Here is a 26,272-nt window from a genome sequence, read left to right as displayed (position 1 = left end):
CATCCATGCTGCTTTCACTTGCCGCGGCGCTGGCCCTCACACTGGCCAGCCTTGTCGCCGTGCTGGCCACCGAACGCGCCGCCAGCCGCATCACCGGCCCCCGAGGCTGGTGCCTGGCCCTGCTGCTGATCGGCCTGGCCATCTTCCTGCTCTTGCGCCCGCAGGCCGGGCCCGAAGCCGTGGCCATGGCCACCGTCGGCCTGATGGCCGCCATTCCTCTGATCGCCACCCTGGTGGGCTGGCGCCAGCGCCGGGAGGCCTCCGATGGCCGCCGCTGAATCCCACGCACGCCAGCCGGCTCGCAAAGCCACGCCGCCGCTGGACCTGCTGCACCACGGCATCGTCGGTGGCCTGCTGGGCTTTCCGCTGGCGATCTGGCTCAGCGGCGCGCTGTACTACGCGGCCAACGCGGCGCAGGACATCTCCACCTACCAGGTCGCGATGTGGGCCGTGCCGCTGCTGTGGGCCAGTTGCACCGCGCTCGCCTTCATGGCCCCCAGCAAGCGCGCCTGCTGGATTGCGCTGCTCGCGGCCAACGCCCTGGCCTACGGGTTGCTGAAGGCGGTGCAGGCATGAAGGCATCCACCGTGCGCAACTACCTGTCGGTCCATACCTGGACCGGCATCCTCGCCGGCATGCTGCTGTTCATCGCGTTCTATGCGGGCGCGCTGTCGATGTTCTCGCCCGAGATCACGCACTGGGCCCGCGCCGAGCCCGCGCGCGCCGGCGCCAGCCAGAATGCCGACGCGCTGGCCACGGCCTTCTTCGAGGCCCACCCCAAGGTCGATCGCGCCACGCTGGTGCTGGCGTCCGAGAGCAATGCCGCGCCCTACATGCGCTGGGGCAAGCGCGGCGAGACGCCCCAGCTGGTGGAACTGGACGCCCAGGGCCAGCTCCGCCCGCTGCCCGCGCCCGCCGGCGAGGCGGGCCGCTTCGTCGACTACGTGCACCGCAAGGGCGGGCTGCCGGTGCCGCTGGAGTCGTCCGAGCCGGTGATCGGTATCGTGTCCATGCTCTATGCGCTGGCGCTGGTCTCCGGCGTGATCGTGCTGCTGCCCTCGCTGGTCAAGGACCTGTTCGTCGTGCGCTTCGGGCGCAACGTCAAGCGGCTGTGGCTCGACCTGCACAACCTGCTGGGCGTGGCCAGCCTGCCCTTCCACGTGGTGATGGCGCTGTCGGCCGCGGTGTTCTGCCTGCACGACTGGATCTACGACGCCCAGGGCAGCTGGGTCTACCCGCGGGGCGTGCGCGCCATCGAGGCCCAGGCCCAGGTGCCGCGCACGCCGGTGACGCTGGACCGCAGCACCTGGCGTCCGCCGTCGCAGCTCGCGGTCGATGCGGCCGGCAGCGCGCCAGGCTTTGCGGCCACGGCGCTCGACTATCGGGGCCTGGGCACGCCCAAGGCCAGCGTCTTCGTCGCCGGCACCGACGACGTGCATTTCAAGCGCAGCCCGCGCGCGGGCTACCTCGTGCTAGACCCGACCAACGGCGCCACGGTGCAGAACGGCATGGCGCCCGGCCAGGGCTCGACGCTGGCGCGGCTGGTGGTCAGCTTCTTCGCGCTGCACTTCGGCAGCTATGGCGGCGAGCCGGTGCGCGTGCTCTACGCCGTGCTGGGCGTGATGGGCGCGCTGCTGTTCTACACCGGCAACGTGCTGTGGATTGAAAGCCGCAGCAAGCGCCTGCGTGGCCAGCCTGGCGTGGAGCAGCCCCGCCACGTGCGCTTCATCGCGGCCTTGAACCTGGGCGTATGCCTGGGCTGCGTCGCCGGCCTGCCGGCCGCGCTGGTGGCCGCCCGCTGGCTGGCCGGCAGCGCGCTCAGCCCCGAGTGGGTGCTGCAGGGCACGTACTACGCCGTTTTCGTGGCCTGCATCGCCTATGCCTTCCGCCGCGGCGCCCCCGGTGCGGCCGTGGGCCTGCTGGCCGCGGCCGCGCTGGCCACCGCGCTGATCCCGCTCACCAGCCTGGCCGCGCCGCTGCTCGCCGGCCTGTGGCCGGGCGCCGAGTTGCTGGACAAGCCCTACACCCGGGGCCTGCTCTTCGTCGATGGCCTGTCGGCCGCGGGCGCCGCGCTGCTGGCCTGGATGGCCTGGCGCACTCGGCGCAGCACCCTTCGCCCCGGGCCGACCAGCCCGACTCCATCGGTGCACCCCACCGCTTTTTCCACCCCTGTGTCTCACCATGACTGAATCCCGCTTTGCCCTGCGCGCGCTGCCGCTCGCGTGCGCCTCCGCCCTTGCCTGCCTGTCGCTGCAGGCAGCCGCCCAGGCCGTCCCGGCCGCCACCATGCCCGAGGTCTCCGTCACCGGCCGGCACGACCCCGAGGCCCTGCCCCAGGCCGCGCCCGGCGGCAAGGCGGCGCAAGGCGCCCGCCTGGGCGTGCTGGGCAACACCGACGTGATGGACGCGCCGGTCAGCGTCACCGCCTATACGCAGCAGGCCATCCAGGACCAGCAGGCCCGCACGCTGGCCGATGTGCTGCAGGGCGACCCCTCGGTGCGCTACACCACCAACAGCGGCCATATGCTCGAGCATTTCCGCATCCGCGGCCTGGACGTGAATGGCCCCAGCGTGGCCTACGGTGGCCTCTACGGCATGGCACCCAAGGGCCACATCCCCACCGAGATGCTCGAGCGCGTCGAAGTGCTGCGCGGCCCCAGCAGCATGCTCGGCGGCATGGCGCCCGACAGCAACCTGGGCGGCACGGTCAACCTGGTGCCCAAGCGCGCCACGGCCCAGCCCATCACCCAGCTCACCACCTCGTATTCGTCGGATTCGTACTTCCAGGCCCATGCCGACGTGGGCCGGCGCTTCGGCGACGAGGGGCGGCTGGGCCTGCGCGTCAACGGCGCCTACGGCAGCGGCGAGACCGGCGTCTCCGGCCAGGACAAGGGCCGGCGCCTGGGCGCGCTGGCGCTCGATTACCAGGGCGACGACTGGAACGTCACCGTCGATGCCTACAGCAGCCAGGAAAAGATCCGCAACGGCAGCCAGGCCATGTACGGCCTGGCCACGCGGCGCGGCAACGTGGTCGGCATCGGCCGGCTGGTGCCGGTGCCAGATGCCGACATCAACGCCTTCCGCGGCACCCATGGCACCTACGACGACGACGGCCTCATGGTGCGCGGCGAGGTGCGGCTGGCGCCCGACTGGACAGCCTATGCCGCCGCCGGCGCGGTCAACAGCCACGGCTACGGGCTGATGTTCGGCACCCGCATGATCGTCACCGGCGCCGACGGCTCGGCCAAGGGCTATGTCTACAACGTGGACACCGTCATGCGCGACCGCGTGGCCGAGGCCGGCCTGCGCGGCAGCTTCACCACCGGCGCCGTCAAGCACACGCTGAACATCACGGCCTCGGTGCTCAACCACAAGGAAGGCACGTCCAACCGCGCCGCCGAGGGCTGGAACCAGAACATTTACGACCCGGTCACGCCGCCCTTCCCGGCCGCGCCCACACCAGCCCAGTTCAACGTGGACACCGACCTGCGCTCGCTGGCCGTGGTCGACACGCTGGACATGCTCGATGGCCGCCTGATCTTCACGCTGGGCGCGCGGCTGCAGAGCGTCAAGCAGATCAACGGCTACGACGAGTCGCGCCTGTCGCCGTCGGCCGGCCTGGTGGTCAAGCCCTGGGGCGAGAACACCTCGCTGTACGCCAACTACATGGAGGGCCTGTCGCCCGGCCAGGTCGTGCCCGTGGGCTACACCAACACCGGCGAGTCCTTCGCGCCCTACCGCACCAAGCAGCTGGAAGTGGGCCTGAAGCACCGCCAGGGCGCGCTCACGCACACCGTGAGCCTGTTCCAGATCGACCGGCCCACGCTGATCACCTCGGCCGATGGCAAGACGATGTATGAGGGCGGCAAGCAGCGCCTGCGCGGCGCCGAGTGGATCGCCTTCGGCAAGATCGCCCCCACGCTCGACCTGCTCGGCGGCGCGGCCTACACCCAGGCCCAGCAGCGCAACACCGGCAAGGACAGTTGGGGCGTGCCCGGCTGGACGGCCAACCTGGGCCTGGACTGGGCCACGCCCATCCAGAACCTGACGGTGGGCGGCCGCGTGGTCTACACCGGCAGCCAGTGGGTGGATTCGGCCAACACGCTGAAGCTGCCCAGCTCGCACCGCTTCGACGCCAGCGCCAGGTACCAGACGCGCATGGGCCAGACCCCGGTCACGATCAACGCCTACATCGAGAACCTGACCGGCCGCAACTACTGGTCGGGCATGTTCGGCGACGGCTACGCCATGCCGTCCGCGCCGCGCACCTTCCGCCTGGCCGCCACGTTCGCGTTCTGATGCGCGGCCGCTCCCTTCTGGCCTGCGCCGCGCTGGCCTGGCCCCTTGCGGGGGCCGCGGCGGCCGAGCCAGGCATCGCCGCGGGCGCGGCCCGGCAAGGCACGCTGGCGCCCGCGCAAACCCAGCGCTGGCCTGTGCAGGTGCCAGCCGGCCAGGTCGTGCAAGGCGACTTCGACGGCCCCGGCGCCGTGCTGGACCTGCTCGACGCCGACGGCCGCCACCTGCGCCGGCTCGCCGGCGCGGACAACAGCCCGCAGGGCTTCACCTGGCAGGTGCAGGCCGCCCAGCAGCTGCAGGTGCGGGCGGGTCCGCAGGGCGGCGCCTACTCGCTGCACCTGCGCCGCGCGCTGGCGCTGTCGGCCGGCCCGGCGGCAGAGGCACCGCGCCCGGGCAGTCCACGCCTGCAGGCCCTGGCGCAAACGCTGGCCGCCGGCGGCAGCACCGAGGCCTTCTGGCAGGAGCGCGCCACCCAGGGCACGCCGCTGGTCGAGCCGCTGCCCGGGCCCCAGTCCGGGCGCGAGTCGCTGGTCACCTTCCTGTGGCGCGGCCAGCCCGGCACGCAGAGCGTGCGCCTGTTCGGCAGCCCTTCGGGCAACCACGACCCGCTGCAGCGCCTGGGCGCCAGCGATGTGTGGTGGGCGAGCTTCCGCATGCCCGCCAGCGCGCGCCTGTCCTACCGCCTCGCGCCCGACGTGCCGCAAGTGCAGGGCACGGCGCAGGACCAGCGCCGCATGATCCTCGCCACCGCGCAGCGCGACCCGCTGAACCCGCGCGTCTTTCCGGCCCAGGCCGACACCGGGCTCGACGCCTTCCAGGGCTTCTCGGTGCTCGAGCTGCCGCAGGCCCCGCCCCAGCCCTGGATCGCGCCGCGCCCCGGCGTGGCCGAGGGCCGGCTCACGCGCCATGTGGTGGCCAGCCGTATCCTGGGCAACCAGCGCCCCGTGTGGCTCTACCGCCCGGCGCAGGCCGAGCCGCAGGCGCTGCTGGTGCTGTTCGACGCCCATGCCTACCGGCAGGACGTGCCCACGCCGCGCATCGTCGACAACCTCATGGCCGACGGCCTGATCCCGCCCACCGCCGTGGTGCTGGTGGCCAACCCCAGCCCCGAGGCGCGCGCCGCCGAGCTGCCGCCCAACCCGCAGTTCGCCCGCTTTCTCGACGAGGAGCTGATGCCCTGGGTGCGCACCCAGGGCCTGGCGCAGGCGCCCGAGGCCACGGTAATAGCGGGATCGAGCTACGGCGGCCTGGCGTCGGCCTATGCCGGCCTTGTGCTGCCGCAGTGGTTCGGCCGGGTGCTGAGCCTGTCGGGCTCGTACTGGTGGGCGCCGCCCGGCGAGCTGCCGGGCTGGATGATGCGCCGCTACGCCCAGGAGCCTCTGCGCCCGGTGCGCTTCTACCTCGCTGCCGGCCGCTACGAAGGTGCGCGCGGCGGGCAGGACGGCATCCTCGAAACCAGCCGCCACCTGGGCGACGTGCTGCGCGCCAAGGGCTACGCCGTGACCCAGCGCGAGCACGCCACCGGCCACGACTACCTGCACTGGCAGGGCGCGCTGGGCTGCGGCCTGGTGGCCCTGCTCAAGCCTGAGCGCTTTGCGCAGGGGCTGCCGGCATGCGACGGTCTGAAAGACTGAGCCTGCGATGTGTGCCGGAAGACGCGCCGGAGCCCGGCGCATCCGCTACAATTCGCCCCGTCAGGAGAGAGCTTGTCGCTGAGCAAGCCGCCGAAGGCGCAGGTACCCACCGAACGCTCAGGCAAAAGGACTGGCAAACGCCCCGCCTGCCGGGGCGTCACCTTGCTGGAGAGAGGCGTGGCATGCACCACGTCCACCGAAGGAGCAAGCCCCTGGCCCGCAGACGAATGCGCGGCGCGGGTGAATCTCTCAGGTAAAGCGGACAGCGGGGCAAACGGCATGCGGCGCATCGGTGCGCCGCGTGGTTCATTGATTTGCCCTGATTCCGAGTTGCCCATGACCGTCTCCGCCCTCCACACCACGCCGCTCAACGCCTTGCACCTGGAACTGGGCGCCCGCATGGTGCCGTTCGCCGGCTACTCCATGCCCGTGCAGTACCCCGAGGGCCTGATCGCCGAGCACAAGCACACGCGCGCCAGCGCCGGCCTGTTCGACGTGTCGCACATGGGCCAGCTGCGCCTGGTGGGCTCCGGCGCCGCCGCGGCCTTCGAGTCGCTGATGCCGGTGGACGTGATCGACCTGCCCGTCGGCAAGCAGCGCTACGGCCTGCTGCTGAACGACGAGGGCGGCATCCTCGACGACCTGATGTTCTTCAACCAGGGCCTCGTCAACGGTGAACACACCCTGTTCGTGATCGTCAACGGTGCCTGCAAGGCCGCCGACATCGCCCACATCCAGGACCGCATCGGCAGCCGCTGCCAGGTCGTGCCCATGCCCGACCACGGCCTGCTCGCGCTGCAGGGCCCGCAGGCCGTCACCGCGCTGTCGCGCCTGGCGCCCGGTGTCGAGAAGCTGGTGTTCATGACCGGCGGCCAGTTCGACGTGGACGGCATCTCCTGCTTCATCACCCGCAGCGGCTACACCGGCGAGGATGGCTTCGAGATCTCGGTGCCCGGCAACCAGGCCGAGGCGCTGGCGCGCAAGCTGCTGGCCCAGCCCGAGGTCAAGCCCATCGGCCTCGGCGCACGCAACTCGCTGCGCCTGGAAGCCGGCCTGTGCCTGTACGGCAGCGACCTGGACACCACCACCACCCCGCCCGAGGCGGCGCTGAACTGGGCCATCCAGAAGGTGCGCCGCACCGGCGGCGCGCGCGCCGGCGGCTTCCCCGGCGCCGACAAGGTGCTGGCGCAGATCGACACCCCCGCCACGCTCAAGCGCAAGCGCGTGGGCCTGGTGGCGCTGGAGCGCATTCCGGTGCGCGAGCCGGCCGAGCTGCAGGATGCCGACGGCAAGATTGTCGGCGTGGTCACCAGCGGCCTGCTCGGCCCCACGGTGGACAAGCCCATCGCCATGGCCTATGTGGACGCCGCGCTGGCCGCCACGGGCCAGAAGCTCGACGCCATCGTGCGCGGCAAGCGCGTGCCGATGGAAGTGGCGCCTATGCCCTTCACGCCCGCGAACTACTTCCGCGGCTGAAATGAAACACCCCCTGAGTCGCTTCGCGCCTTCCCCCGTTGCACGGCGCCCTCTCTCGCTTCGCGGGAGGGAGACGGCACCCTCGGTGCGGGGCGGCCCTTCCTCGGTGCCCGCCGATGGATTGCGCCAGTTTTATGCGCTTTTGGCACCACAAGCTGCCATGGGTAACTAACATGCTCGTACCGTACCAACGGTAAGTTCCTTTTTCTTTTCTCTCTAGCTCCCGGAGCCCACATGACTGTCAAATTCTCCAAAGAACACGAATGGATCAACATTGCCGACGCCAGCGCGGCCGTGGTCGGCATCACCGTGCATGCGCAGGACGCACTCGGTGACGTGGTCTTCGTCGACCTGCCCGAGGTGGGCGCGAGCTTCAACCAGGGCGACGTGGCCGGCGTGGTCGAGTCGGTGAAGGCCGCGGCCGACGTGTACATGCCCGTCTCCGGCGAGATCGTCGAAGTCAACGAAGACCTGCGCAACGACCCGTCGCTCGCCAACAGCGACCCGCTGGGCGCCGGCTGGTTCTTCAAGGTCAAGCTGGCCGACGCCAGCCAGCTCGACGGCCTGCTCGACGAGACCGCCTACAACGAGTTCGCCCAGAACTCCTGATCCTTTATTGATAGCTGCCGGCGCTTTCTACATGAGCGCTGGAGCCCGATTTCACTTAAAAACCTCCGCCGGACCATGCTGATGCCCTCCACCCCGTCTCTCGCAGCGCTGGAAAACCCCAGCGAGTTCCTGCCCCGCCATGTGGGCATCGATGCCTCCGACGAGGCGCACATGCTGTCCGCCATCGGCGTGGCCTCGCGCCAGGCGCTGATCGAGAGCGTGGTGCCGGCGTCCATCGCGCGCCACAAGCCCATGGACCTGCCCGCGGCCGTCACCGAAGCCGCCGCGCTCGACGAGCTCAAGGCCATCGCCAGCAAGAACCGCCTGCTCAAGAGCTTCATCGGCCAGGGCTACTACGGCACGCACACGCCCGGCGTGATCCTGCGCAACATCCTCGAAAACCCCGCCTGGTACACCGCCTACACGCCCTACCAGGCCGAAATCTCGCAAGGCCGCATGGAGGCCCTGGTCAACTTCCAGACCATGGTCTGCGACCTGACGGCCATGCCCATCGCCAACGCCTCGATGCTCGACGAAGCCACGGCCGCCGCCGAGGCGATGACGCTGGCCAAGCGCTCGGTCAAGAGCAAGAGCAACCGCTTCGTGGTCGCGGGCGACGCGCACCCGCAGACCATCGAGGTGATCCAGACCCGCGCCGAGCCCATGGGCATCGAGGTGGTGCTGGCCAACTCGCTCGAAGAGTGGAACGCGCTGCTCGCCGGCGACTACTTCGCCGTGCTGGCCCAGTACCCATCCACCAGCGGCCGCATCGACGAACTGCGCGCCGACGTGGAACTGGCCCATGGCAAGCAGGCCGCCTTCATCGTCGCCACCGACCTGCTGGCCCTGACCCTCATCACCCCGCCCGGCGAATGGGGCGCGGACATCGTCGTCGGCACCACGCAGCGCTTCGGCATGCCCATGGGCGCCGGCGGCCCGCACGCGGCCTTCATGGCCTGCCGCGACGAGTACAAGCGCTCGCTGCCCGGCCGCCTGGTCGGCGTGAGCGTGGACGTGCACGGCAAGCCCGCCTACCGCCTCGCGCTGCAGACGCGCGAGCAGCACATCCGCCGCGAAAAGGCCACCTCCAACATCTGCACGGCCCAGGTGCTGCCGGCGGTGATCGCCAGCATGTACGCCGTCTATCACGGCCCCGAGGGCCTGACCCGCATCGCCCAGCGCGTGGCGGCCTACACCGCCATCCTGGCCCGTGGCCTGAAGGCGCTGGGCGCGCCGGTGCGCGAGCACTCGGCCTTCGACACGCTGTCGTTGCACACCGGTAGCGCTACGCAATCGATAGCTTCTAGCGCAGTATCCATGGGCGCAAACCTGCGAATTTACTTCAAAGACTACCTGTGCATCTCGCTGGACGAGACCACCACGCGCGCCGACGTCGAGCTGCTGTGGAAGATCTTCGCCCAGGACGGCCAGGCGCTGCCGAGCTTTGCCGACTTCGAGAACGGCGTCGAGCCGCTGATCCCCGAGGCGCTGCGCCGCGCCAGCCGCTTCCTCGCGCACCCGGTGTTCAACACCCACCATTCCGAGACCGCGATGCTGCGCTACATCCGCCAGCTCTCGGACAAGGACCTGGCGCTGGACCGCAGCATGATCCCGCTGGGCTCGTGCACCATGAAGCTCAACGCCACCAGCGAGATGATCCCCATCACCTGGCCCGAGTTCGCCAGCGTGCACCCCTTCGCGCCGGCCGACCAGCAGCAAGGCTACGCCGAGCTGGACGCGCAGCTGCGCGCCTGGCTGTGCCAGGCCACGGGCTACGCCGGCATCAGCCTGCAGCCCAACGCCGGCTCGCAGGGCGAGTACGCCGGCCTGCTGGCCATCAAGGCCTACCACGCGAGCCGCGGCGACGCACATCGCACCATCTGCCTGATCCCCAGCAGCGCGCACGGCACCAACCCGGCCAGCGCGCAGATGGTGGGCCTGCAGGTGGTGGTGACCAAGTGCGATGAGAACGGCAACATCGACATGGCCGATCTGAAGGCCAAGTGCGAGCAGCACAGCGCCAACCTGGCCTGCATCATGATCACCTACCCCAGCACGCACGGCGTGTTCGAGACCCAGGTGAAGGAACTGTGCCAGCTGGTGCACAGCCACGGCGGCCGCGTCTACGTGGACGGCGCCAACATGAACGCCCTGGTCGGCCTGGCCGCGCCCGGCGAGTTCGGCGGCGACGTGAGCCACCTGAACCTGCACAAGACTTTCTGCATCCCGCACGGCGGCGGCGGCCCGGGCGTCGGCCCGGTCTGCGTGGTCGAGGACCTCGTGCCCTTCCTGCCCGGCCTGCCGGGCCAGGGCGATGCGCCACAGGCGCCGGCCGCCGGCCAGGTCGGCCCGGTCAGCGCCGCGCCGCTGGGCAATGCCGCGGTGCTGCCGATCAGCTGGATGTACATCCGCATGATGGGCGCCGAAGGCCTGCAGCTCGCCACCGAGACAGCCATCCTCAGCGCCAACTACATCAGCGCGCGCCTCAAGGACCACTACCCCACGCTGTACGCGGGCGACACCGGCCGCGTGGCGCACGAGTGCATCCTCGACCTGCGCCAGTTCAAGGAAAGCACCGGCATCATGGCCGAGGACGTGGCCAAGCGCCTGGTGGACTACGGCTTCCACGCGCCCACGCTGTCCTTCCCCGTGCCCAATACGCTGATGGTCGAGCCCACCGAGAGCGAAAGCCTGTACGAGCTGGACCGCTTCATCGCCGCGATGATCGCCATCCGCGAGGAGATCCGCCAGGTCGAGGCCGGCACGCTGGGCCAGGACGACAACCCGCTGAAGAACGCGCCGCACACCGCCGAGAGCCTGCTCGTGGCCGACTGGGCGCATGCCTACAGCCGCGAAACCGCCGCCTACCCGGTGGCGGCGCTGCGCCAGAACAAGTACTGGAGCCCCGTGGGCCGCGTGGACAACGTCTACGGCGACCGCAACCTGTTCTGCAGCTGCGTGCCGGTGGCCGAGCACGCCTGACCGCTGCATCCCCCGGCGGCGGCGTCCTTTGCCGCCGGGGCAGTACCGGCCCGGGTGATCATGCCCTCTGGCTATCGCCCTGGCCGGACCGGTCAGTTTTCCATCGATCCGGCTTCCCGGGTTTAGGTTCTATGATGCGGGCTCGCTACCCAAGAGCCCGCCCTTGCCTGCCCCGCCAGCCCCTTCCGACGCGCCTTCCCTAGCCTCCGCACCGGCCAGAGCCAGTGGGGTTTCCGGGCACGCCGTGCCCGCGCATGACCACCATCGCCCGCTGCGCACCTACCTGGTCTGGATCGTGCTCGCCACGCTGCTGCCCATCCTGGCGGCCAGCTGCTACGTGGTGTGGCGCACCGCCACCTCCTACCGCGCCTACAGCCAGGAGCGCCTGCTGAACACCGCCGTCAACCTGGGGCACGGCATCGAGCTGGACGTGCGCAACCGCGACGCGCTGCTGCGCCTGCTGGCCACCACCATCGATGTGCAGGACCCGGTCGCGCTGCGCCAGGCCCTGAAAGTGGCCGGCCTCGCGGACAGCGCCACGCTAGAGATGCTGCCGGCCGGCGACGTCCCCGGCCAGGCCGCCAGCCTGCTGCCCGCGGCGTTCGTGCAGCAGTTGAGCACAGCGCCGCACTCCGCGGTGTCGCAGCTCTATTTCGTGCGCGGCGCGCCCCGGCTGGCGATGGCGACGGCCCTGCCAACGGGCGGTGTACTGGTGCTCAGTACGCGGCCCGAGGACATCGTCAGCACCGCGCCCGACAGCTCCGACGAAGGCATGCTGGTGGCGGTGACGGACGGCAATGGCCGCATCCTTGCCCGCTCGGTGCAGGCCGAGCGCTACATCGGCGCCATGGCGCCGGACTGGGAGCGGCTGCGCCAGGTCGGCAATCAGCGCGGCACCTTCGAGGGCAAGCGCGCCGACGGCGGCTCGGTGATGTTCGCCTTCAAGCAGTTGCCGGGTACGCCGGGCTGGGTGGTGGTGACCGGCGTGCCGCTGGAGTCCTTCAACGCGCGCTGGCAGCAGCCGCTGCGCACGGTGGTCCTCGCCGGCCTCGCCGCCTTCGTGATCGCGCTGCTGGTGGCCGCCTGGCTGGCCCAGCAGATCCTGCGCCCCATCCACCAGCTGGCCCGCAGCGCGCGGGCCGGCCAGCCCTTCGTGCGCGGCGATGCCTCGCGCGCCTGGATCCAGGTGCGCGAGTTCGAGAGCCTGCGCGGCAGCCTGGACCATGCCCGCCAGCAGCTCGAGGCCTCGCTGGCCGCGCAGCGCAGCATCGCCCAGGCCCTGGCCAGCAGCGAGCAGCGCTCGCGCACGCTGGCCCACGCGGGCGCGGCCGTGCTGTGGACGCTGGACACCCAGGGCCGCGCGCTGTCCGTCGTCGGCTGGCACGCCCAGGTCGGCCGGCCCGACAACGCCGCGCTCGGCTTTGCCTGGCTGCGCCGCGTGCATCCGCACGATGTGCGCATGCTGCGCCAGCAGGCCTCGGAACTGCTGGCCCAGCACGCGGTGTTGGACGTGGAGCTGCGGCTGCGCGCGCCCAACGGCCAATGGCGCTGGATGCGCGCCCGCGGCGCCGCCATCAACGATGCGCGCGGCCGCCTGCAGGAATGGCTGGGCGTGCTCGAGGACGTGGACGAGCGCAAGCGCGCGCAGGCCGCCGTTTCCTACCTGGCCCACCACGACTCGCTGACCCGGCTGCCGAACCGTAGCCGCCTGCTGAGCCACCTGGGCAGCCTGACCGGCAACCCCGGCCGGCGCTACTCGGGCGCGCTGCAGTACCTGGACCTGGATCGCTTCAAGCCGGTGAACGACACCTTCGGCCACGCCGCCGGCGACGCGCTGCTGTGCGCCGTGGCGCAGCGGCTGCGCGGCCTGCTGCGCGCCACCGACCTGGTGGCCCGGCTGGGCGGCGACGAGTTCTGCATCGTGCAGGACGCGGCCTCGCTGGAGGCTGCGTCGCGCCTGGCCGAGCGCGTGATCGAGGCGCTCAGCGAGCCCTACACCATCGAGGGCCGCGAGGTCACGATCGGCGTCTCCATCGGCATCACGCTGCACCTGAGCAGCTTTGCCGCGGTCGACCCCGACCGCCTGCTGCGCGAGGCCGACCGGGCCCTGTACGCCGCCAAGAAGCTCGGCCGCGGCCGGTACGTGTTCTACACGCCCGACCTCGAAGCCTGAGTTTCACGCCCCTGTCACGCGGCCTGCCTATGCTGGCGCCGTTTTGCAACCACGGTGACGGGTAAAAGAATGACACAACAAGGACCTCTCTGGAAGGTGGGCGGCGCCATGGCCGCCACGGCCGCGGCGCTGGCGCTGCAGGGCTGCGGCAGCGGCGGCTCCGACGCCGCCAGCAACGCGCGCCACATCGAGGCCGCCTGGGTGGTGGTGGGCGCGGGCAACCAGGCCACGGCTCGCGCCATCACCTCGTACACGCCCGTGCCCGCGGCCACGCCGGGTGCCGCCTGCCCGCAGATCTCGATCAACGGCCAGACCTCGCGCATGGGCCTGCGTGCCGGCCCGGCCACCGCGCCACTGCGGCCCACGGCCAGTGCGCCCGAGGACTCCAAACCCGCCGAATTTCCGGTCAGCGTCTGCGAAACCGCGCTGCCCGCCGATGCCACCGACGTGAAGGTGGCCGGCCAGAGCCTGCCGCTGCCCAAGGCCCAGCCGCAGCGCATCGTGGTGCTGGGCGATACCGGCTGCCGCATGAAGAAGGCCGACAACGCCTGGCAGGCCTGTGGCGATGCCGTGGCCTGGCCCTTCGCCACCGTGGCCGACACCGCAGCCGGCTTCAAGCCCGACCTGGTGCTGCATGTGGGCGACTACCACTACCGCGAGAACGCCTGCCCCGCCGACGTGAAGGGCTGCCAGGGCAGCCCCTGGGGCTATGGCTGGGACACCTGGCAGGCCGACCTGTTCAAGCCCGCCGCCAAGCTGCTCGCCGCCGCTCCCTGGGTGATGGTGCGCGGCAACCACGAGGAATGCGCGCGCGGCGGCCAGGGCTGGTTCCGCTTCCTCGACACGCAGCCCTTCGGCGAGGCGCGCTCGTGCAACAGCGCCGCCAACGACGCCACAGCCAACTACAGCGACCCGTATGCCGTGCGCCTGGGCGGCAACACGCAGGTGGTGGTGTTCGACTCGGCCAAGGTCGGCCGGGCCGCGCTCAAGCCCAGCGACGCGCAGTTCGCCATCTACCAGAAGCAGTTCCAGCAGGTGGCCGACCTGGCGGCCAAGGGCGGCACGGCCAACACCATCTTCACCAACCACCACCCGATCCTGGCCTTCGCCCCCATCCCCGGCGCGGCGCCCGCGCCGGGCAACCTGGCGCTGCAATCGGCCATGGCCAGCCTGTACCCACAGGCCTACTACCCGCCGGGCGTGAACCTCGCGCTGCACGGCCACGTGCACAACTTCCAGGCCATCAGCTTCAAGAGCGGCCACGCGGCCACCATCGTCAGCGGCGACGCGGGCGACAACCTCGACGTGGCCCTGCCCGATCCGCTGGCCGCCGACGCCACGCCGGCGCCCGGCGCGGTGATCGACCGCATCACCCACCATGCGAGCTTCGGCTTCGTGCTGATGGAGCGCCGCGCGGCCCCTTCCTCCGGCTGGACCTTCCAGGCCTACTCGGCCGCCGGCAAGCTCATGGCCACCTGCCAGCAGGAAGGCCTGCAGCTCGATTGCGACAAGACCGGTTTCCTCACGCCTTGATGATCGCCCTGGTCTCCAAGCTGTCGCGCGGCCTGGCGCTGCTGGGTTGGGCACTCCTGGGTCTGGCAGCGCACGCGGCGCCCGAAAGCCAGGTCTGGCTGGCCCCCGGCGCCGCCGGGCGCGTGGTGGCGCACATCGGCGCCACGCCCCAGGTCGCCGCGAAGTACGACTCGACGGCTGCGCGCTTCGCCCCCGATCCGGCGCTCGCGGCCCTGGGCCGCCAGCTGTTCTTCGACACCCGGCTGTCCAACCCTGCCGGCATGTCCTGCGCCAGCTGCCACGACCCGGCACGAGCCTTCGGGCCCGACCTGCGGCGCGGCCTGGCGCAGGCGGCCACCAGCCCCGGCACCGCGCAAGGCAGCCGCGCCGGCCGCTTCGGTACTCGCGCCGCACCGTCGCTGCTCTATGTGCGCTATGTGCCGCGCCTGCACTTCTACCAGGACGACGATGCGCCGGCCCCTGGCATCTTCGGCGGCCTGATGGCCGACGGCAGCGCCGACACGCTGGCCGAGCAGGTGCGCCACCCGCTGCTGAACCCGGTGGAGATGAACAATGGCAGCCCCCGCCAGCTGCTGCAGCGCCTGCAGGCCAACGGCGTGGCCGCATCGCTGGTGCCGCGCTTCGGCTCGCAGGCCGCGCGCGATCCGCAGGCGCTGCTACAGGCCCTGGGCACGGCCCTGCAGGCCTACCTGCAGAGCGACGAGCTGGCGCCATTCAGCTCGCGCTTCGACGACTTTCTGCGCGGCCAGGCCCAGCTCTCGCCAGCGGAGATCCGGGGCCTGGCGCTGTTCAAGAACCCCGACAAGGGCAACTGCGCCTCGTGCCATACGGTGGTCGAGACCTCGACCCGCCCCGAGCGCTCGCTGTTCACCGACTTCGGCTACGAGGCCCTGGCCGCGCCGCGCAACCGGCGCCTGGCGCCCAACCGCGACCCGCGCCATTTCGACCACGGCCTGTGCGAGACCGCGCGCCGGCTGCGCTGGGACGATCCCGAACAATGGTGCGGCTACACCCGCACGCCCGGGCTGCGCAACGTCGCCGTGCGCCAGAGCTACATGCACAACGGCTCGCTGCGCACGCTGCGCGAGGTGGTCGAGTTCTACAACACCCGCGGCACCGACCCCGGCCGCTGGTACGGCCGGCGCCCGCCGTTCGACGACGTGGCGCCCCGCTACCACGGCAACGTGAACGTCAACTCGCCGCCGCTGAACCGCCGCCCGGGCATGCCGCAGGCGCTGAGCGAGGCCGAGATCGACGACCTGCTGGCGTTCCTGCGCAGCCTGACCGACGCGCCCTACCGGCCGCTGCAGGAGTGAAGGCCGGTATCTGGAAATAGGCAGCCACCGGTTCACCATGGCCGGTGGAGCGGGCAATGCTTCGGGGTGTGCAAGACTCACCGCTTGGGGCGATAGACCGCGCCCATGACCAGGAGCACCACTTGACCTCGATCTCCACCCAACGACAGCACACCGTCGCCGTCGCCATCTCCCGCATGAAAACCGCCATCGGCGGCCCATCCGCCACGCGCCAGAGCCTGGACGCGGTGCTGCAAGAGCTGCTGGCCCTGGCGGCAGAGCGCGATCTGTGGCGCGAAGCCGACTACCCCGTGCCGCCGGCCGGCGAATACCAGGAGCGCTACCTGATCGCCGAAGACGCCGACCAGGGCTATGCGCTGTACCTGAATGTGATGCGCCCGGGCAAGCGGATCGTGCCGCACAACCACACCACCTGGGCCTGCATAGCCGCCGTCGAGGGCACGGAGCACAACCGGCTCTACGAGCGCAGCGACGACGGCTCGGTACCCGGCAAGGCCACGCTGCGCGAGACAGAGACGGTGGTGGTGGCACCCGGCAGCGGTATTGCGCTGATGCCCGATGACATCCACGCGGTGGAAATCCGTGGCGAACAGGTGATCCGCCACCTGCATATGTACGGCCGCGCGATGGAGACGCTGACCGGGCGCACCAGCTACGACCTCGAGACCGGCACCTGCGGCGTCAAGCCGATCGGCGTGCAGACCCGCCGCTGACATCGCCCGCCGGCGTGGGCGAGTCGGCCGGCGCCGGCAAGGCATGCTCGCGGCAGTGGCGGCCGAAGCGGTTGGCCAGAAAGTCTTCCAGCCGGATCTGCTCCTGCGAGACAAAGCCGGCCTGCGGCAGCAGGCCCTGCGCCACCAGGTCGAGCGCGCAGCAGATGCCGGCCGCCGTGGTGAGCTGGATGGCCGTGAGCGCCTGCCCCGCCACCGTGGCGCCCACGATGCGCGCCGAGTACGACTCCTGCACCAGCCGCCCGCGCTGCAGGCCGGTGGCGCTGGCAAAGACCACGATCACGTCCTGGCGCGTGGCAGGTATCGCCTCGTCGAAGATCTGCCGCAGCACCTCGCGCCGGTTGCGCAGCTTCAGCTCGTCGAGCAGCAGGCGCAGGATGGCGCAGTGGCCGGGATAGCGGATGCTCTTGTAGTCCACGTTGCGCGCGCGGCCCGCCCAGGTTTGCACCAGCGTGCCCAGCCCGCCCGAGGTGTTGAAGGCCTCGTACTCGATGCCGTCGAGCGCGAAGGTTTCCAGCCCCTCCAGCGCGTGCACCTGCAGCGGCTCGCCGTCGACCAGGGCCTCGCAGGGGTTGATGTACTCGTTGATCAGGCCCTCGGTGCTCCAGGTCAGGTTGTAGCGCAGCGCGCCCTGCGGGTAGCGCGGCAGCGCGCCGACGCGCATCTTCAGGTCGTGCAGCTCGTCGAAGCGCTGGGCCAGGTCGTTGCCGACGATGCCGATGAAGCCCGGCGCCAGCCCGCACTGCGGCATCAGCACCGAGCGGGCGCCGGCGCCCAGCTCGCGGATCGCATGGGTGCTGGCCACGTCCTCGGTCAGGTCGAAATAGTGCACGCCGGCGGCGGCCGCGCGCGTGGCCATGGCGGTCGCCAGGTGGTAGGGCAAGGCATTGAGCACCGCGTACTGGCCACGCATGGCGCGTAGCCAGTCGGCATCGCCGCGGATGTGCAGGGTCTCCACGCCCAGCGCCGCGGCCGCCTGCAGCTGCGGCTGGGCGTGGTCCGCCAGGCGCACGCGCCAGCCGCCGGCGGCCTGCAGCAGCACCGCCATCGCATAGCCGATCTTGCCCGCGCCGAGGATGGTGACGGCGCGGCTATCGCGCAGGGGGATGGTGGTCATGGCGCTCTCCTGCAGTGGAATGGTGCTTCCACTGTAGGAGTTGCTGCTGTCAAAGTGAATGCTTCATTCCGTCATTTTTGACGGCTTTCAACGTCATTCCGGCATCAATCCGCCACCCAGATGCACACGCCGAAGCGGCCCGAGCCGCCCAGCACGCCGGGGCTGCCGTCGCGCCGATGCGAGAAGAAGCGCGCCGGGTTGCTGACGGTGCACCAGGGCTCGCTGCCGTCGTTGCCATACAGCGCCGCGATGCCCATGGCCTGCAGCCGGCGGCGCGCCAGGCCCGCCAGATCGGCCTGGAACTTGCCGGGCTTGCCGGGGGCGAACAGCACGTCCGCGCCGGCATCGTGGGCCACGAAGGCCTCGCGTACCTCGGCGCCCACCTCGAAGGCGGCCTGGCCTATGCACGGCCCCAGCCAGGCCAGCATGTCGCCAGGCGCTATGCTTTGATGAGCATCTGGCGCTTGCTGCTGTTGGGCTAGCGCCCGAAAAGCCTCGAAAGTGGTTTCCAGCACGCCCACGCCGCCCTGCCCGACCAGGCCGCGCCAGCCGGCATGCGCCGCGCCGACGATGGGCAGGTGCCGGTGCGCGAACAGCACCGGCAGGCAGTCGGCCACCATGATGGCGCAGCCCACACCGGGTGTGGCGGTGACGCTGGCGTCGGCATGGCTGCCGCCCGCCGAGCAGGCATCGAGGTACTCGACCTCGGCACCGTGCACCTGGTGCAGCAGCACGGGCTGGGGCGCCGGCGCTTCGCCCGCGCCCTGGCTGCGCTGCAGCGCCAGCATGGCGCCGGCCAGGCGCGCGCGGTTCTCGTGCACCGCGGCGGGCTCGTCGCCCACGTTCAGGCTCAGGTTCAGGCTGGCGTAGGGGCCGCTGCTGACGCCGCCGCTGCGCGTGGTGCACAGCGCATGCACGCCGGGCGCGGCGGGCCAGTCGGGGACCAGCCAGTCGCCGGGAAGCGCCGGGCTCATGCCTGCGCGTCCGGGCAGGCCGAGGGCTGCGACTGCTGCACCGCCGGCGTCGCCAGCGCCGCCTCGTAGGCCGCCATGGTCAGCGGCAGGCCGTCCAGCGGCGTCTTGAAGCGCTGGGCATTGAAGACCTGCGGCACCAGCGAGCAGTCGGCCAGCGTCAGCGTGTCGCCCCAGCAGAAGACCGACGGCGCCAGGCCCTGGGCGCGGCGCTCGTCGGCCAGCAGCGCGAGCTGGCGCTCGAAGGCTTCGAGCCCGGTGCGCACCCAGTGGCGGTACCAGGCGTCCTTGGCCTCGTCGCTGGCGCCGAGCTGGTTCTTCACATAGCCCAGCACGCGCAGGTTGTTCAGCGGGTGGATCTCGCAGGCCACCATCAGCGCCAGCGCGCGGATGCGGGCGCGGGCCAGCGCGTCGCCGGGCAGCAGCGCGGGCGTAGGGTGGGTCTCTTCCAGCCACTCGATGATGGCCAGCGACTGGTTCAGCCAGTGGCCGTCGTCGGTCTCGAGCGCCGGCACCAGCGCGTCGCCCAGGTGGCTGGCATAGCCGGGGCTGCGATGCTCGCCCTTGACCAGGTGGACCGGCACGTAGTCGTACGGCAGCCCCTTGAAGGCGAGCGCGATGCGCACGCGGTACGAGGCGGAGGAACGGAAGTAGTTGTGCAGCTTCATGGTGGCGAGCATATATCAGCCATCGCTCCAAGATGGACGATAATTTTCGCTGCTTCGCATCTTCACACCGACTACCGCAAAGGCTATCCATGAGCTTCGTGATTCCCGCAGCACCTGTTCCCAGCGTCCCCGTCGTGGGCACCCAAGACCGCTTTCCGGTGCACCGCATCTACTGCGTGGGCCGCAACTACGAGGATCACGCCAAGGAGATGGGTTTCACCGGCCGCGAGCCGCCGTTCTTCTTCATGAAGCCGGCCGACGCGATCTTCGCCGTGGCCGAGGGCGAGACCGGCCGCGTGCCCTACCCGGCCATGACCAGCAACCTGCACCACGAGATCGAGCTGGTGGTCGCCATCGGCAAGGGCGGCAGCAACATCAAGGCCGCCGATGCGCTGGCCCACATCTATGGCTACGCCGTGGGCCTGGACATGACCCGCCGCGACCTGCAGAACGACATGAAGAAGCAGGGCCGTCCCTGGGAGATCGGCAAGGCCTTCGAGCACAGCGCGCCCATCGCCCCCATCGTGCCCGCGGCCCAGGCCGGCGACGTGGGCCAGGCCGCGATCTGGCTCGCCGTGAACGGTGCCGACCGCCAGCGCAGCAACGTCAGCAAGCTGATCTGGAACATCGCCGAGACCATCGAGGTGCTGTCGCAGGCCTGGGAGCTGCAGCCCGGCGACCTGATCTTCACCGGCACGCCCGAGGGCGTGGCCGCGGTGGTCAAGGGCGACGTGCTCGAAGGCGGCGTGGACGGCCTGCCCGCGCTCAAGATCGAACTGGTCTGATTGCCGCGCATGGCCAGCCGTTTCCCCGTATCCTTTTGCCGCTGCTGCGGCACCGCCGTGGAGCACCGCATTCCCGACGACGGCGACACGCGAGCGCGTGCCGTCTGCCCGGCCTGCGGCACCATCCATTACGAGAACCCGCTGAACGTGGTGGGCACCGTTCCCTACCTGGGCGACCGCGTGCTGCTGTGCAAGCGCAACATCGAGCCGCGCAAGGGCCTGTGGACGCTGCCCGCCGGCTTCATGGAGCTGGCCGAGACCACCGGCGCGGGCGCGGCCCGCGAGACCGACGAGGAGGCCGGCGCCGACATCACGCTGGGCCCGCTGTTCTCGCTGGTGAACGTGCCGCACGTGGGCCAGGTGCACATCTTCTACCTGGCGCAGCTGAATAGCGACCGCTTCAACCCCGGCCACGAGACCATGGAGGCCCGGCTCTTCACCGAGGACGAGATCCCCTGGGACGAGATCGCCTTCCGCACCGTCAAGGTCACGCTGCAGCGCTACTGGCAGGACCGCAAGGCCGGCCATTTCGGCGTGCACAACATCGACCTGGAGCTGCCCGCCTCCGCGCCTGCAGCCGTGAAAGCCTGAGCCATGACCCATTCCGCAACCCTTCGCCGCCGCCGCTGGCTCGCCCTCGCGGGCACGCTGGCGGCCGGCGCCGCGCTGCCGGCGCTCGCCGCCTCCAAGCTCGAGGACATGGCGCTGGCCCTGATCGAGAAATACCGCCTGGGCCACAGCCTGCCGCAGGTGGTGCTGCAGCTCGCCGCCAAGACCACCGACTACCAGAGCCTGGTCGACCGCATGGGCGCGCAGAAGGCGCAGCAGCAACTGGCCGCGCAGATCGCGGCCATCACGCCGGCCTACCAGAAGCAGTGGAACGGCCACCTGGCCTATGCCTATGCGCAGGTCTTCACCCAGCCCAAGCTCGAATCGCTGCTGGCCCAGGGCCCGCAATCGCCCTACGCGGGCGAGATGCAGTCGCGCCAGGGCGATATCAACAAGATCATGCAGCAGCGCAGCTCGGCCATGCTGCATGAGATGCTGGGCAAGGTGCTGGCCGCGGCGGCCGCTGGCGGCAGTGCACCGGCCAAGGCCAAGAAGTAACTACCAAAAAAGGAGCTGCCAGCGCTCGTTGTCATTGGCATTCAGCATGAAAACCATCTGAATCCCTTTGACAGCAAGCGCTGGCAGCTCTTATTTTTACGATCCGGTGGCCGTTTCCTGCTCCTGCAGCGTGCGCCACATCACCTTGCCGCTGCCGCTCTTGGGCAGCTGCTCGACGAACTGCACGATGCGCGGCGCCTTGTAGACCGCCATGTGCTCGTGGCACCAGGCCATCAACTCCTGCTCGCTGAGCTGGCCCCGGTACTCGGGCCGCAGCGCCACCACGGCCTTGACGGTCTCGCCGCGGTAGGCATCCTTGGCGGCGATCACGCAGGCCTCCAGCACGGCCGGGTGGCGGTACATCAGGCTCTCGACCTCGGCGGGCCAGACCTTGAAGCCGCTGGCGTTGATCATGCGCTTGAGCCGGTCGGTCAGGAAGAAATAGCCCTCGTCGTCGCAGTAGCCCAGGTCGCCGGTGCGGAACCACCGCTCGCCCTCCACCTGCACGAAGCTCGCGGCCGTGGCCTCGGGCTGCCTCCAGTAGCCCAACAGCACCTGCGGGCCGCGCACCACGATCTCGCCGACCTCGCCCACCGGCAGCACCGCCAGCGTCTCGGGGTCGATCACCCGCGACTGCATGCCGATATGCGCCATGCCCAGGCACTGCTGCTTGGGGTGCTCGTAGGGATTGGCATGCGAGGCGCCGCAGGTCTCGGTCATGCCGTAGCCCTCCAGGTAGTTCAGGCCCCACAGGTCCTTCACGCGCTGCGCCAGCGCCTGCGGCATGGCCGCGCCGCCGCCGCCGATGTAGACCAGCTGCGAGAAGTCGTACTGCGCCAGCTGCGGGCTGGCCAGCAGGTCGGCCACCATGGTCGGGATGTTGGCCCAGTGGCTCACCCGGTGGCGGGTGATGAGCCGCCCGGCCAGCTCGCGGTCCCAGCGCGGCATCAGCACCAGCGTGGCGCCGGCCAGCAGCAGCGTGTGCATGATGGACACCATGCCGGTGATGTGGAACATGGGCGCGACGACGAGGTTCACCGTCTCGGGCGACTGCCGGCCCCACAGCAGGCCGGCCATGGCCGCGTGCTGTATGTGGCTGTGCGCGTGCATGCAGCCCTTGGGCTTGCCGGTGGTGCCGCTGGTGTAGGGCAGGATGGCGAGATCGTCCGGCCCCACCTCGAGCGCCGGCGGCGCCAGTCCGCAATCCAGGGCCTCACGCCAGCTCGCGGCGCTGGTGCCGGCCAGCGCCTCGCGCGCGGGCATGGGGTGTTCGGTGAGCAGCCAGCGCTGCCAGGCCGCGGGCATGTCGCCGTGCGTGGCCGCATCGGCCGGCATGGCGTCGGTGTACTGGCTGGCGACCAGGTGCTCCAGGCGCTGCCCCGGCGCCAGCGCGGCGCTGGCCTGCAGCAGCGCGGGCGCCAGCTCGCCGGTGGTGATGGCCACGCGGGCGCCGGCGTCCTCGATGTAGTGGCGCAGTTCGTCGGCCTGGTTCATCGGGTTGACGGGCACGACCACCGCGTTCGCGCGCAGGATGGCGTAGTGCGCCACGATGAACTGCGGGCAGTTCTGCATCAGCAACAGCACCCGGTCGCCCTTGCGCACGCCGTGCAGGTAGAGGTGCGCGGCCAGGCGCTCGGTCTGCTCCACCAGCTCGCGGTAGCTCAGGGCCTGGCCGAAGAACACCAGCGCCGTCTTGTCGGGGTAGCGGCGTGCGTTGACGGCGATGTTGTCCCACACCGGCGTGCGCGGCACGCTCAGGCGCGTGGGCACGCGGCCGGGCCAGCGGGGCGACGAGGGCTGGGCGAAGGCACTGACGGAACGGTCTGCGAAAGAGGTCATGTAGGCATCCTTGGTAGGCGCCGCCATGATGGCAGATGCGGGCCGGCATGCCCGTCATCTGCGTTGCAGCACCTCAGCCGCGCGCTTCCTGGTGCGCCTTCTGCACCTCGCGGGCGATGATCATCTTCTGCACTTCGGTCGCGCCCTCGTAGATGCGCAGCGCCCGGATCTCGCGGTACAGGCTCTCCATCACCCCGCCGACCTGCACCCCGCGCGCGCCGAAGAGCTGCAGGCTGCCGTCCACGATCCGCTGCGCGTTCTCGGTGGCCGCCATCTTGGCCATGGCTGCCTCCAGCGTGGTGGCGCCGCCCTGCACATCGCGCTTCCAGGCCGCGCGGTAGGTCTGCAGCGCGGCTGCATCCAGCAGCGTGGCCATCTCGCCGATGCGGTCCTGCGTCATCTGCTTGGCGGCCAGCGGCTCGCCGAACAGCTGGCGCGCCTGGGTGTGGGCCAGCGCCTCGTCCAGCGCCCGGCGCGCAAAGCCCAGCGCCGCGCCCGCCACCGAGACGCGGAAGATGTCCAGCGTGCGCATGGCCAGCTTGAAGCCCGTGCCCGGCGCGCCCAGCATGCGCGAGGCGGGCAGGCGCATCTCGTCGAACTGCAGCGTGGCCAGCGGGTGCGGCGCCATCACCTCCAGGCGCTCGGCGATGGCAAAGCCCGGGTCGTCGGGGTAGACCACGAAGGCCGAGATGCCCCGGGTGCCCGGCGCCTCGCCGGTGCGGGCGAACAGCACGTAGACATCGGCGATGCCGCCGTTGGAAATCCAGGTCTTGCGACCCGAGACGACGTAGTCGCCGCCGTCGCGCGTGGCCGTGCAGGACATGGCTGCCACGTCCGAGCCGGCCTCGGGCTCGGACAGCGCGAATGCCGGAATCAGCTCGCCGCGCGCCACCTTGGGCAGCACCTGCTGCCTGAGCTTCTCGTCGCCCGCCAGCGCGATGGGGCCACTGCCCAGGCCCTGCATGGCCAGCGCGAAATCGGCCAGGCCGCAGCGGTAAGCCAGGCCCTCGCGCGCCAGCGTCAAGCGCCGCGATTCAATCTGCGGCGCATGGCCGCCGTACTCGCTGCTGACGCACACGCGCAGCAACCCGGCCCGGCCCAGCTCGGCCACCAGCCGGCGGCAGGTGCCATCCACATCGCGCAGGTCCACCCCGTCCAGCACGCCGGACTGCGCAAACCCGTCCACCTCCTGCATGAAGCGGCGGTGCGACGCGTCGAAGAATGGCCAGTCCAGATAGTCCCGCGAACCCAGTTTTGCCGGCGATGGCTTCATTCCCTGTCTCCTTGTCTTGCATCAAACATACCAATCGGTATGAAAATTATAGAACCCACATTCGCCACCATGCCTGCGCCTCGGCGACAGGAAAAATCCGTGCCTATCAAGGTATTGATGCATTCCTGCCAGGCCAGAAATTCTTTGCACCCGGCGATGGACAATTGCCGAAACCCTTATTAACATACCAATCAGTATGTTCAATTCTTCCCCTTCCAGCACCTCCGCCGAATGGCTGGCACAAGTCGAGCAGTTGGCCCAGCAGCAGCCCGCGCAAGCCGTGGCGCTGGCCGCGGCCCTGCCGGCGGCGGTCTTCGGCTCGCTGGCCGGCGCCGACGCGGTTGCGGCCCTGCAGTCGGGCCAGGTGCTGCCGCTGCTGCACAACCTGCACGAAGACGCCCTGCCCCGCTGCCGCGAGCGCCAGGGCCGGTGGGACCTCAGCGGCCAGGCCTTTGGCCTGGGCCTGCCTGCAGCCGAAGCACCCGCCCGCCTGATCGTGCCGGCCCGCCAGGCCGGCAGCGCGGCGCCGCTGCTGTGCTTCTGGCTGCCCGCCGACGAACCCGGCCTGGAGCTGGCCGCGCAGCCCGGCAGCGACGGCCTGGTGCGCTACACCGCCACGCTGGCCATCCGCGGCCGCGAGCCGGCCTGGCCCGCCCCGCTGCGCGCGGACTTCTCGCAGCTCCCGCGGCTGCAGGCAGCCGCACGGCTGGCCCATGCGGCGCTGGCCTGCGGGCTGGCGCAGGCACTGCAGCGCCATGCCATCGAACACCTGGACCAGCGTGGCCCCTCGGCCTTGCCGCTGGCCGAGGCCACCGCCCAGCTGGCCGCCGCCCGCGCGCTGCTGCACGCAGCAGGCCATGGCGACGCATCGCCGGCCGATGCCGCGCAGGCGCTTTACTGCGCCAGCCGGTGCGTGCAGCAACTGCAGGCCCTGGCAGAGCTGCCGCCCCTCCATGCGGCCCTGCAGTACCTGCAGGCGGCGGCAGGCCCGCCCCAGGCCCAGGCCGCCGCGCTGCTCCAGCACCTGCAACCCACCCGAATCCCGAGAAAGTCCCCAGCCATGTCCCGCAAATCCAGCGCCGCCGACGGCCGCAGCACCGACCGGGTGACCGAGATCCTCGATGCCGCCGCCGAAGCCTTCAACAGCCAGGGCTATGACGCCACCTCCATCGACCATATCGGCGACACGCTGGGCATCACCAAGGGCAGTATCTACCACCACTACCGCAGCAAGGCCGACCTGCTCGTCGCGGTCTACCAGCGGGTGATGGAGATCAACTTCAACGCCATCGCGCCGATTGCCCAGGACCGGGGCCTGCGGCCGGTGCAGCGCATCCAGCGCATGGCCCATACGCATGCGCTGCAGGTGCTGCGGCACCTGTCCTACCAGCGCCTGGCCGTGCAGGGACTGGAGGCGCAGCTCATCGGCCGCGTCAACGAGGAGCAGCGCGAAAAGCTGCAGGACATCATCGCGCTGCGCCACCGCTACGAAGAACTGTTCCTGCAGGTGCTGCAGGAGGCCATGGATGCGGGAGAGATCCCGCTGCAGAACATCCGCCTGAGCATCAAGCCCTTCTTCGGCGCGATCAACGGCGCCACGCTGTGGTACCGCCCGCGCCCCGACGAGACCGCCGCCGACCGCGAGCAGATCGCCGCGCAACTGGCCGCGTTCGTCGTCTCGGGGCTGGCGCTGGCGGTGCCCGCCCTGGTCTCCGCGCCCTCGCCATGAACCCAGCTTCCAACATCCACCGACAGGAGACAC

General features: G+C 70.6%; 21 protein-coding genes and 2 riboswitches. Of the genes, 16 read left to right on the top strand and 5 right to left on the bottom strand.

Annotation, left to right across the window (positions count from 1 at the left end; translation table 11 throughout):
* Positions 1-5 precede the first annotated feature (5 nt).
* The 12 genes from ACYVKR_RS18590 to ACYVKR_RS18535 all read left to right on the top strand — a co-directional run bounded on the left by ACYVKR_RS18590 (position 6) and on the right by ACYVKR_RS18535 (position 16,732).
* Positions 6-278 carry a hypothetical protein gene (locus ACYVKR_RS18590; protein ID WP_460482443.1) on the top strand — a complete coding sequence of 91 codons (273 nt, stop codon included), beginning with the start codon at positions 6-8 and terminating at the stop codon, positions 276-278.
* Positions 265-576 carry a hypothetical protein gene (locus tag ACYVKR_RS18585; protein ID WP_460482442.1) on the top strand — a complete coding sequence of 104 codons (312 nt, stop codon included), beginning with the start codon at positions 265-267 and terminating at the stop codon, positions 574-576. The genes ACYVKR_RS18590 and ACYVKR_RS18585 overlap by 14 nt, the downstream gene beginning before the upstream one ends.
* Positions 573-2,189, top strand: a complete 1,617-nt coding sequence (locus tag ACYVKR_RS18580) for a PepSY-associated TM helix domain-containing protein (RefSeq protein WP_460482441.1) — start codon at positions 573-575, stop codon at positions 2,187-2,189. The genes ACYVKR_RS18585 and ACYVKR_RS18580 overlap by 4 nt, the downstream gene beginning before the upstream one ends.
* Positions 2,182-4,299, top strand: coding sequence for a TonB-dependent receptor (locus ACYVKR_RS18575; protein WP_460482440.1), 2,118 nt, complete (start codon positions 2,182-2,184; stop codon positions 4,297-4,299). Before ACYVKR_RS18580 ends, ACYVKR_RS18575 begins: the two co-directional genes overlap by 8 nt.
* On the top strand, positions 4,299-5,930 hold the full coding sequence (locus ACYVKR_RS18570; RefSeq protein WP_460482439.1) for an enterochelin esterase domain-containing protein: 1,632 nt from the start codon (positions 4,299-4,301) through the stop codon (positions 5,928-5,930). Before ACYVKR_RS18575 ends, ACYVKR_RS18570 begins: the two co-directional genes overlap by 1 nt.
* A gap of 51 nt (positions 5,931-5,981) precedes the next feature.
* A riboswitch (glycine riboswitch) is annotated at positions 5,982-6,073 on the top strand.
* A gap of 12 nt (positions 6,074-6,085) precedes the next feature.
* A riboswitch (glycine riboswitch) is annotated at positions 6,086-6,206 on the top strand.
* Positions 6,207-6,266: 60 nt separating this feature from the next.
* A complete protein-coding gene (gene gcvT, locus ACYVKR_RS18565; RefSeq protein WP_460482438.1) occupies positions 6,267-7,406 on the top strand; it encodes an aminomethyltransferase family protein in 1,140 nt (379 codons plus the stop codon).
* A gap of 234 nt (positions 7,407-7,640) precedes the next feature.
* A complete protein-coding gene (gcvH, locus tag ACYVKR_RS18560) occupies positions 7,641-8,015 on the top strand; it encodes a glycine cleavage system protein H (protein ID WP_460482437.1) in 375 nt (124 codons plus the stop codon).
* 75 nt (positions 8,016-8,090) lie between these two features.
* On the top strand, positions 8,091-10,997 hold the full coding sequence (gene gcvP / locus ACYVKR_RS18555; RefSeq protein WP_460482436.1) for an aminomethyl-transferring glycine dehydrogenase: 2,907 nt from the start codon (positions 8,091-8,093) through the stop codon (positions 10,995-10,997).
* Between the two features lie 244 nt (positions 10,998-11,241).
* On the top strand, positions 11,242-13,170 hold the full coding sequence (locus tag ACYVKR_RS18550) for a diguanylate cyclase domain-containing protein (protein ID WP_460482435.1): 1,929 nt from the start codon (positions 11,242-11,244) through the stop codon (positions 13,168-13,170).
* A 69-nt stretch (positions 13,171-13,239) separates the two neighbouring features.
* Positions 13,240-14,703 (top strand): metallophosphoesterase family protein, encoded by a 1,464-nt coding sequence (locus tag ACYVKR_RS18545; RefSeq protein ID WP_460482434.1) that lies wholly within the window; start codon positions 13,240-13,242, stop codon positions 14,701-14,703.
* Positions 14,703-16,019: a cytochrome-c peroxidase gene (locus tag ACYVKR_RS18540; protein WP_460482433.1), complete on the top strand. Its 1,317-nt coding sequence runs from the start codon at positions 14,703-14,705 to the stop codon at positions 16,017-16,019. Before ACYVKR_RS18545 ends, ACYVKR_RS18540 begins: the two co-directional genes overlap by 1 nt.
* Before the next feature lie 122 nt (positions 16,020-16,141).
* Positions 16,142-16,732, top strand: a complete 591-nt coding sequence (locus ACYVKR_RS18535; protein ID WP_460482432.1) for a cysteine dioxygenase family protein — start codon at positions 16,142-16,144, stop codon at positions 16,730-16,732.
* On the opposite strand, the gene ACYVKR_RS18530 is transcribed toward ACYVKR_RS18535, so the two are convergent.
* The 3 genes from ACYVKR_RS18530 to maiA form a co-directional block, all read right to left on the bottom strand.
* The gene (locus tag ACYVKR_RS18530; protein WP_460482431.1) at positions 16,701-17,867 is read right to left on the bottom strand and encodes a saccharopine dehydrogenase family protein; all 1,167 of its coding nucleotides are present in this window, start codon (positions 17,865-17,867) and stop codon (positions 16,701-16,703) included. The genes ACYVKR_RS18535 and ACYVKR_RS18530 overlap by 32 nt on opposite strands.
* Positions 17,868-17,971: 104 nt before the next feature.
* The gene (gene pgeF, locus ACYVKR_RS18525; protein WP_460482430.1) at positions 17,972-18,841 is read right to left on the bottom strand and encodes a purine nucleoside phosphorylase YfiH/LACC1 family protein; all 870 of its coding nucleotides are present in this window, start codon (positions 18,839-18,841) and stop codon (positions 17,972-17,974) included.
* The gene (gene maiA / locus ACYVKR_RS18520) at positions 18,838-19,506 is read right to left on the bottom strand and encodes a maleylacetoacetate isomerase (protein WP_460482755.1); all 669 of its coding nucleotides are present in this window, start codon (positions 19,504-19,506) and stop codon (positions 18,838-18,840) included. The genes pgeF and maiA overlap by 4 nt, the downstream gene beginning before the upstream one ends.
* Before the next feature lie 89 nt (positions 19,507-19,595).
* Here maiA and ACYVKR_RS18515 point away from each other — a divergent pair, with 89 nt between their 5' ends.
* The 3 genes from ACYVKR_RS18515 to ACYVKR_RS18505 are packed head-to-tail and all read left to right on the top strand — an operon-like array spanning position 19,596 to position 21,398.
* Positions 19,596-20,291: a fumarylacetoacetate hydrolase family protein gene (locus tag ACYVKR_RS18515; RefSeq protein ID WP_460482429.1), complete on the top strand. Its 696-nt coding sequence runs from the start codon at positions 19,596-19,598 to the stop codon at positions 20,289-20,291.
* 9 nt (positions 20,292-20,300) lie between these two features.
* Positions 20,301-20,882 carry an NUDIX hydrolase gene (locus ACYVKR_RS18510; RefSeq protein WP_460482428.1) on the top strand — a complete coding sequence of 194 codons (582 nt, stop codon included), beginning with the start codon at positions 20,301-20,303 and terminating at the stop codon, positions 20,880-20,882.
* A 3-nt stretch (positions 20,883-20,885) separates the two neighbouring features.
* Complete coding sequence (locus tag ACYVKR_RS18505) at positions 20,886-21,398, top strand: hypothetical protein (RefSeq protein WP_460482427.1); 513 nt, start codon at positions 20,886-20,888, stop codon at positions 21,396-21,398.
* Positions 21,399-21,494: 96 nt separating this feature from the next.
* Here ACYVKR_RS18505 and ACYVKR_RS18500 read toward each other — a convergent pair whose 3' ends face one another.
* Positions 21,495-23,237, bottom strand: coding sequence for a long-chain fatty acid--CoA ligase (locus tag ACYVKR_RS18500; RefSeq protein WP_460482426.1), 1,743 nt, complete (start codon positions 23,235-23,237; stop codon positions 21,495-21,497).
* Positions 23,238-23,310: 73 nt separating this feature from the next.
* A complete protein-coding gene (locus tag ACYVKR_RS18495; protein WP_460482754.1) occupies positions 23,311-24,489 on the bottom strand; it encodes an acyl-CoA dehydrogenase family protein in 1,179 nt (392 codons plus the stop codon).
* 217 nt (positions 24,490-24,706) lie between these two features.
* Here ACYVKR_RS18495 and ACYVKR_RS18490 point away from each other — a divergent pair, with 217 nt between their 5' ends.
* Positions 24,707-26,239, top strand: coding sequence for a TetR/AcrR family transcriptional regulator (locus tag ACYVKR_RS18490; protein WP_460482425.1), 1,533 nt, complete (start codon positions 24,707-24,709; stop codon positions 26,237-26,239).
* The last annotated feature ends 33 nt before the right edge of the window (positions 26,240-26,272 follow it).

Source organism: Comamonas humi (assembly GCF_054782535.1).
Note: the sequence above shows the minus strand (reverse complement) of the source record. Positions and strands in the feature narration are given on the sequence as shown.

Bases quoted from the DNA above. Each gene is read 5' to 3' on its own strand.
- ACYVKR_RS18545 (WP_460482434.1), top strand. From the start codon at position 13,240: ATGACACAACAAGGACCTCTCTGGAAGGTGGGCGGCGCCATGGCCGCC.
- ACYVKR_RS18540 (WP_460482433.1), top strand. From the start codon at position 14,703: ATGATCGCCCTGGTCTCCAAGCTGTCGCGCGGCCTGGCGCTGCTGGGT.
- maiA (WP_460482755.1), bottom strand. From the start codon at position 19,506: ATGAAGCTGCACAACTACTTCCGTTCCTCCGCCTCGTACCGCGTGCGC.
- ACYVKR_RS18510 (WP_460482428.1), top strand. From the start codon at position 20,301: ATGGCCAGCCGTTTCCCCGTATCCTTTTGCCGCTGCTGCGGCACCGCC.
- ACYVKR_RS18515 (WP_460482429.1), top strand. From the start codon at position 19,596: ATGAGCTTCGTGATTCCCGCAGCACCTGTTCCCAGCGTCCCCGTCGTG.
- ACYVKR_RS18585 (WP_460482442.1), top strand. From the start codon at position 265: ATGGCCGCCGCTGAATCCCACGCACGCCAGCCGGCTCGCAAAGCCACG.
- ACYVKR_RS18530 (WP_460482431.1), bottom strand. From the start codon at position 17,867: ATGACCACCATCCCCCTGCGCGATAGCCGCGCCGTCACCATCCTCGGC.
- ACYVKR_RS18575 (WP_460482440.1), top strand. From the start codon at position 2,182: ATGACTGAATCCCGCTTTGCCCTGCGCGCGCTGCCGCTCGCGTGCGCC.
- gcvP (WP_460482436.1), top strand. From the start codon at position 8,091: ATGCTGATGCCCTCCACCCCGTCTCTCGCAGCGCTGGAAAACCCCAGC.
- pgeF (WP_460482430.1), bottom strand. From the start codon at position 18,841: ATGAGCCCGGCGCTTCCCGGCGACTGGCTGGTCCCCGACTGGCCCGCC.
- gcvH (WP_460482437.1), top strand. From the start codon at position 7,641: ATGACTGTCAAATTCTCCAAAGAACACGAATGGATCAACATTGCCGAC.
- ACYVKR_RS18490 (WP_460482425.1), top strand. From the start codon at position 24,707: ATGTTCAATTCTTCCCCTTCCAGCACCTCCGCCGAATGGCTGGCACAA.
- ACYVKR_RS18570 (WP_460482439.1), top strand. From the start codon at position 4,299: ATGCGCGGCCGCTCCCTTCTGGCCTGCGCCGCGCTGGCCTGGCCCCTT.
- gcvT (WP_460482438.1), top strand. From the start codon at position 6,267: ATGACCGTCTCCGCCCTCCACACCACGCCGCTCAACGCCTTGCACCTG.
- ACYVKR_RS18500 (WP_460482426.1), bottom strand. From the start codon at position 23,237: ATGACCTCTTTCGCAGACCGTTCCGTCAGTGCCTTCGCCCAGCCCTCG.
- ACYVKR_RS18505 (WP_460482427.1), top strand. From the start codon at position 20,886: ATGACCCATTCCGCAACCCTTCGCCGCCGCCGCTGGCTCGCCCTCGCG.
- ACYVKR_RS18590 (WP_460482443.1), top strand. From the start codon at position 6: ATGCTGCTTTCACTTGCCGCGGCGCTGGCCCTCACACTGGCCAGCCTT.
- ACYVKR_RS18580 (WP_460482441.1), top strand. From the start codon at position 573: ATGAAGGCATCCACCGTGCGCAACTACCTGTCGGTCCATACCTGGACC.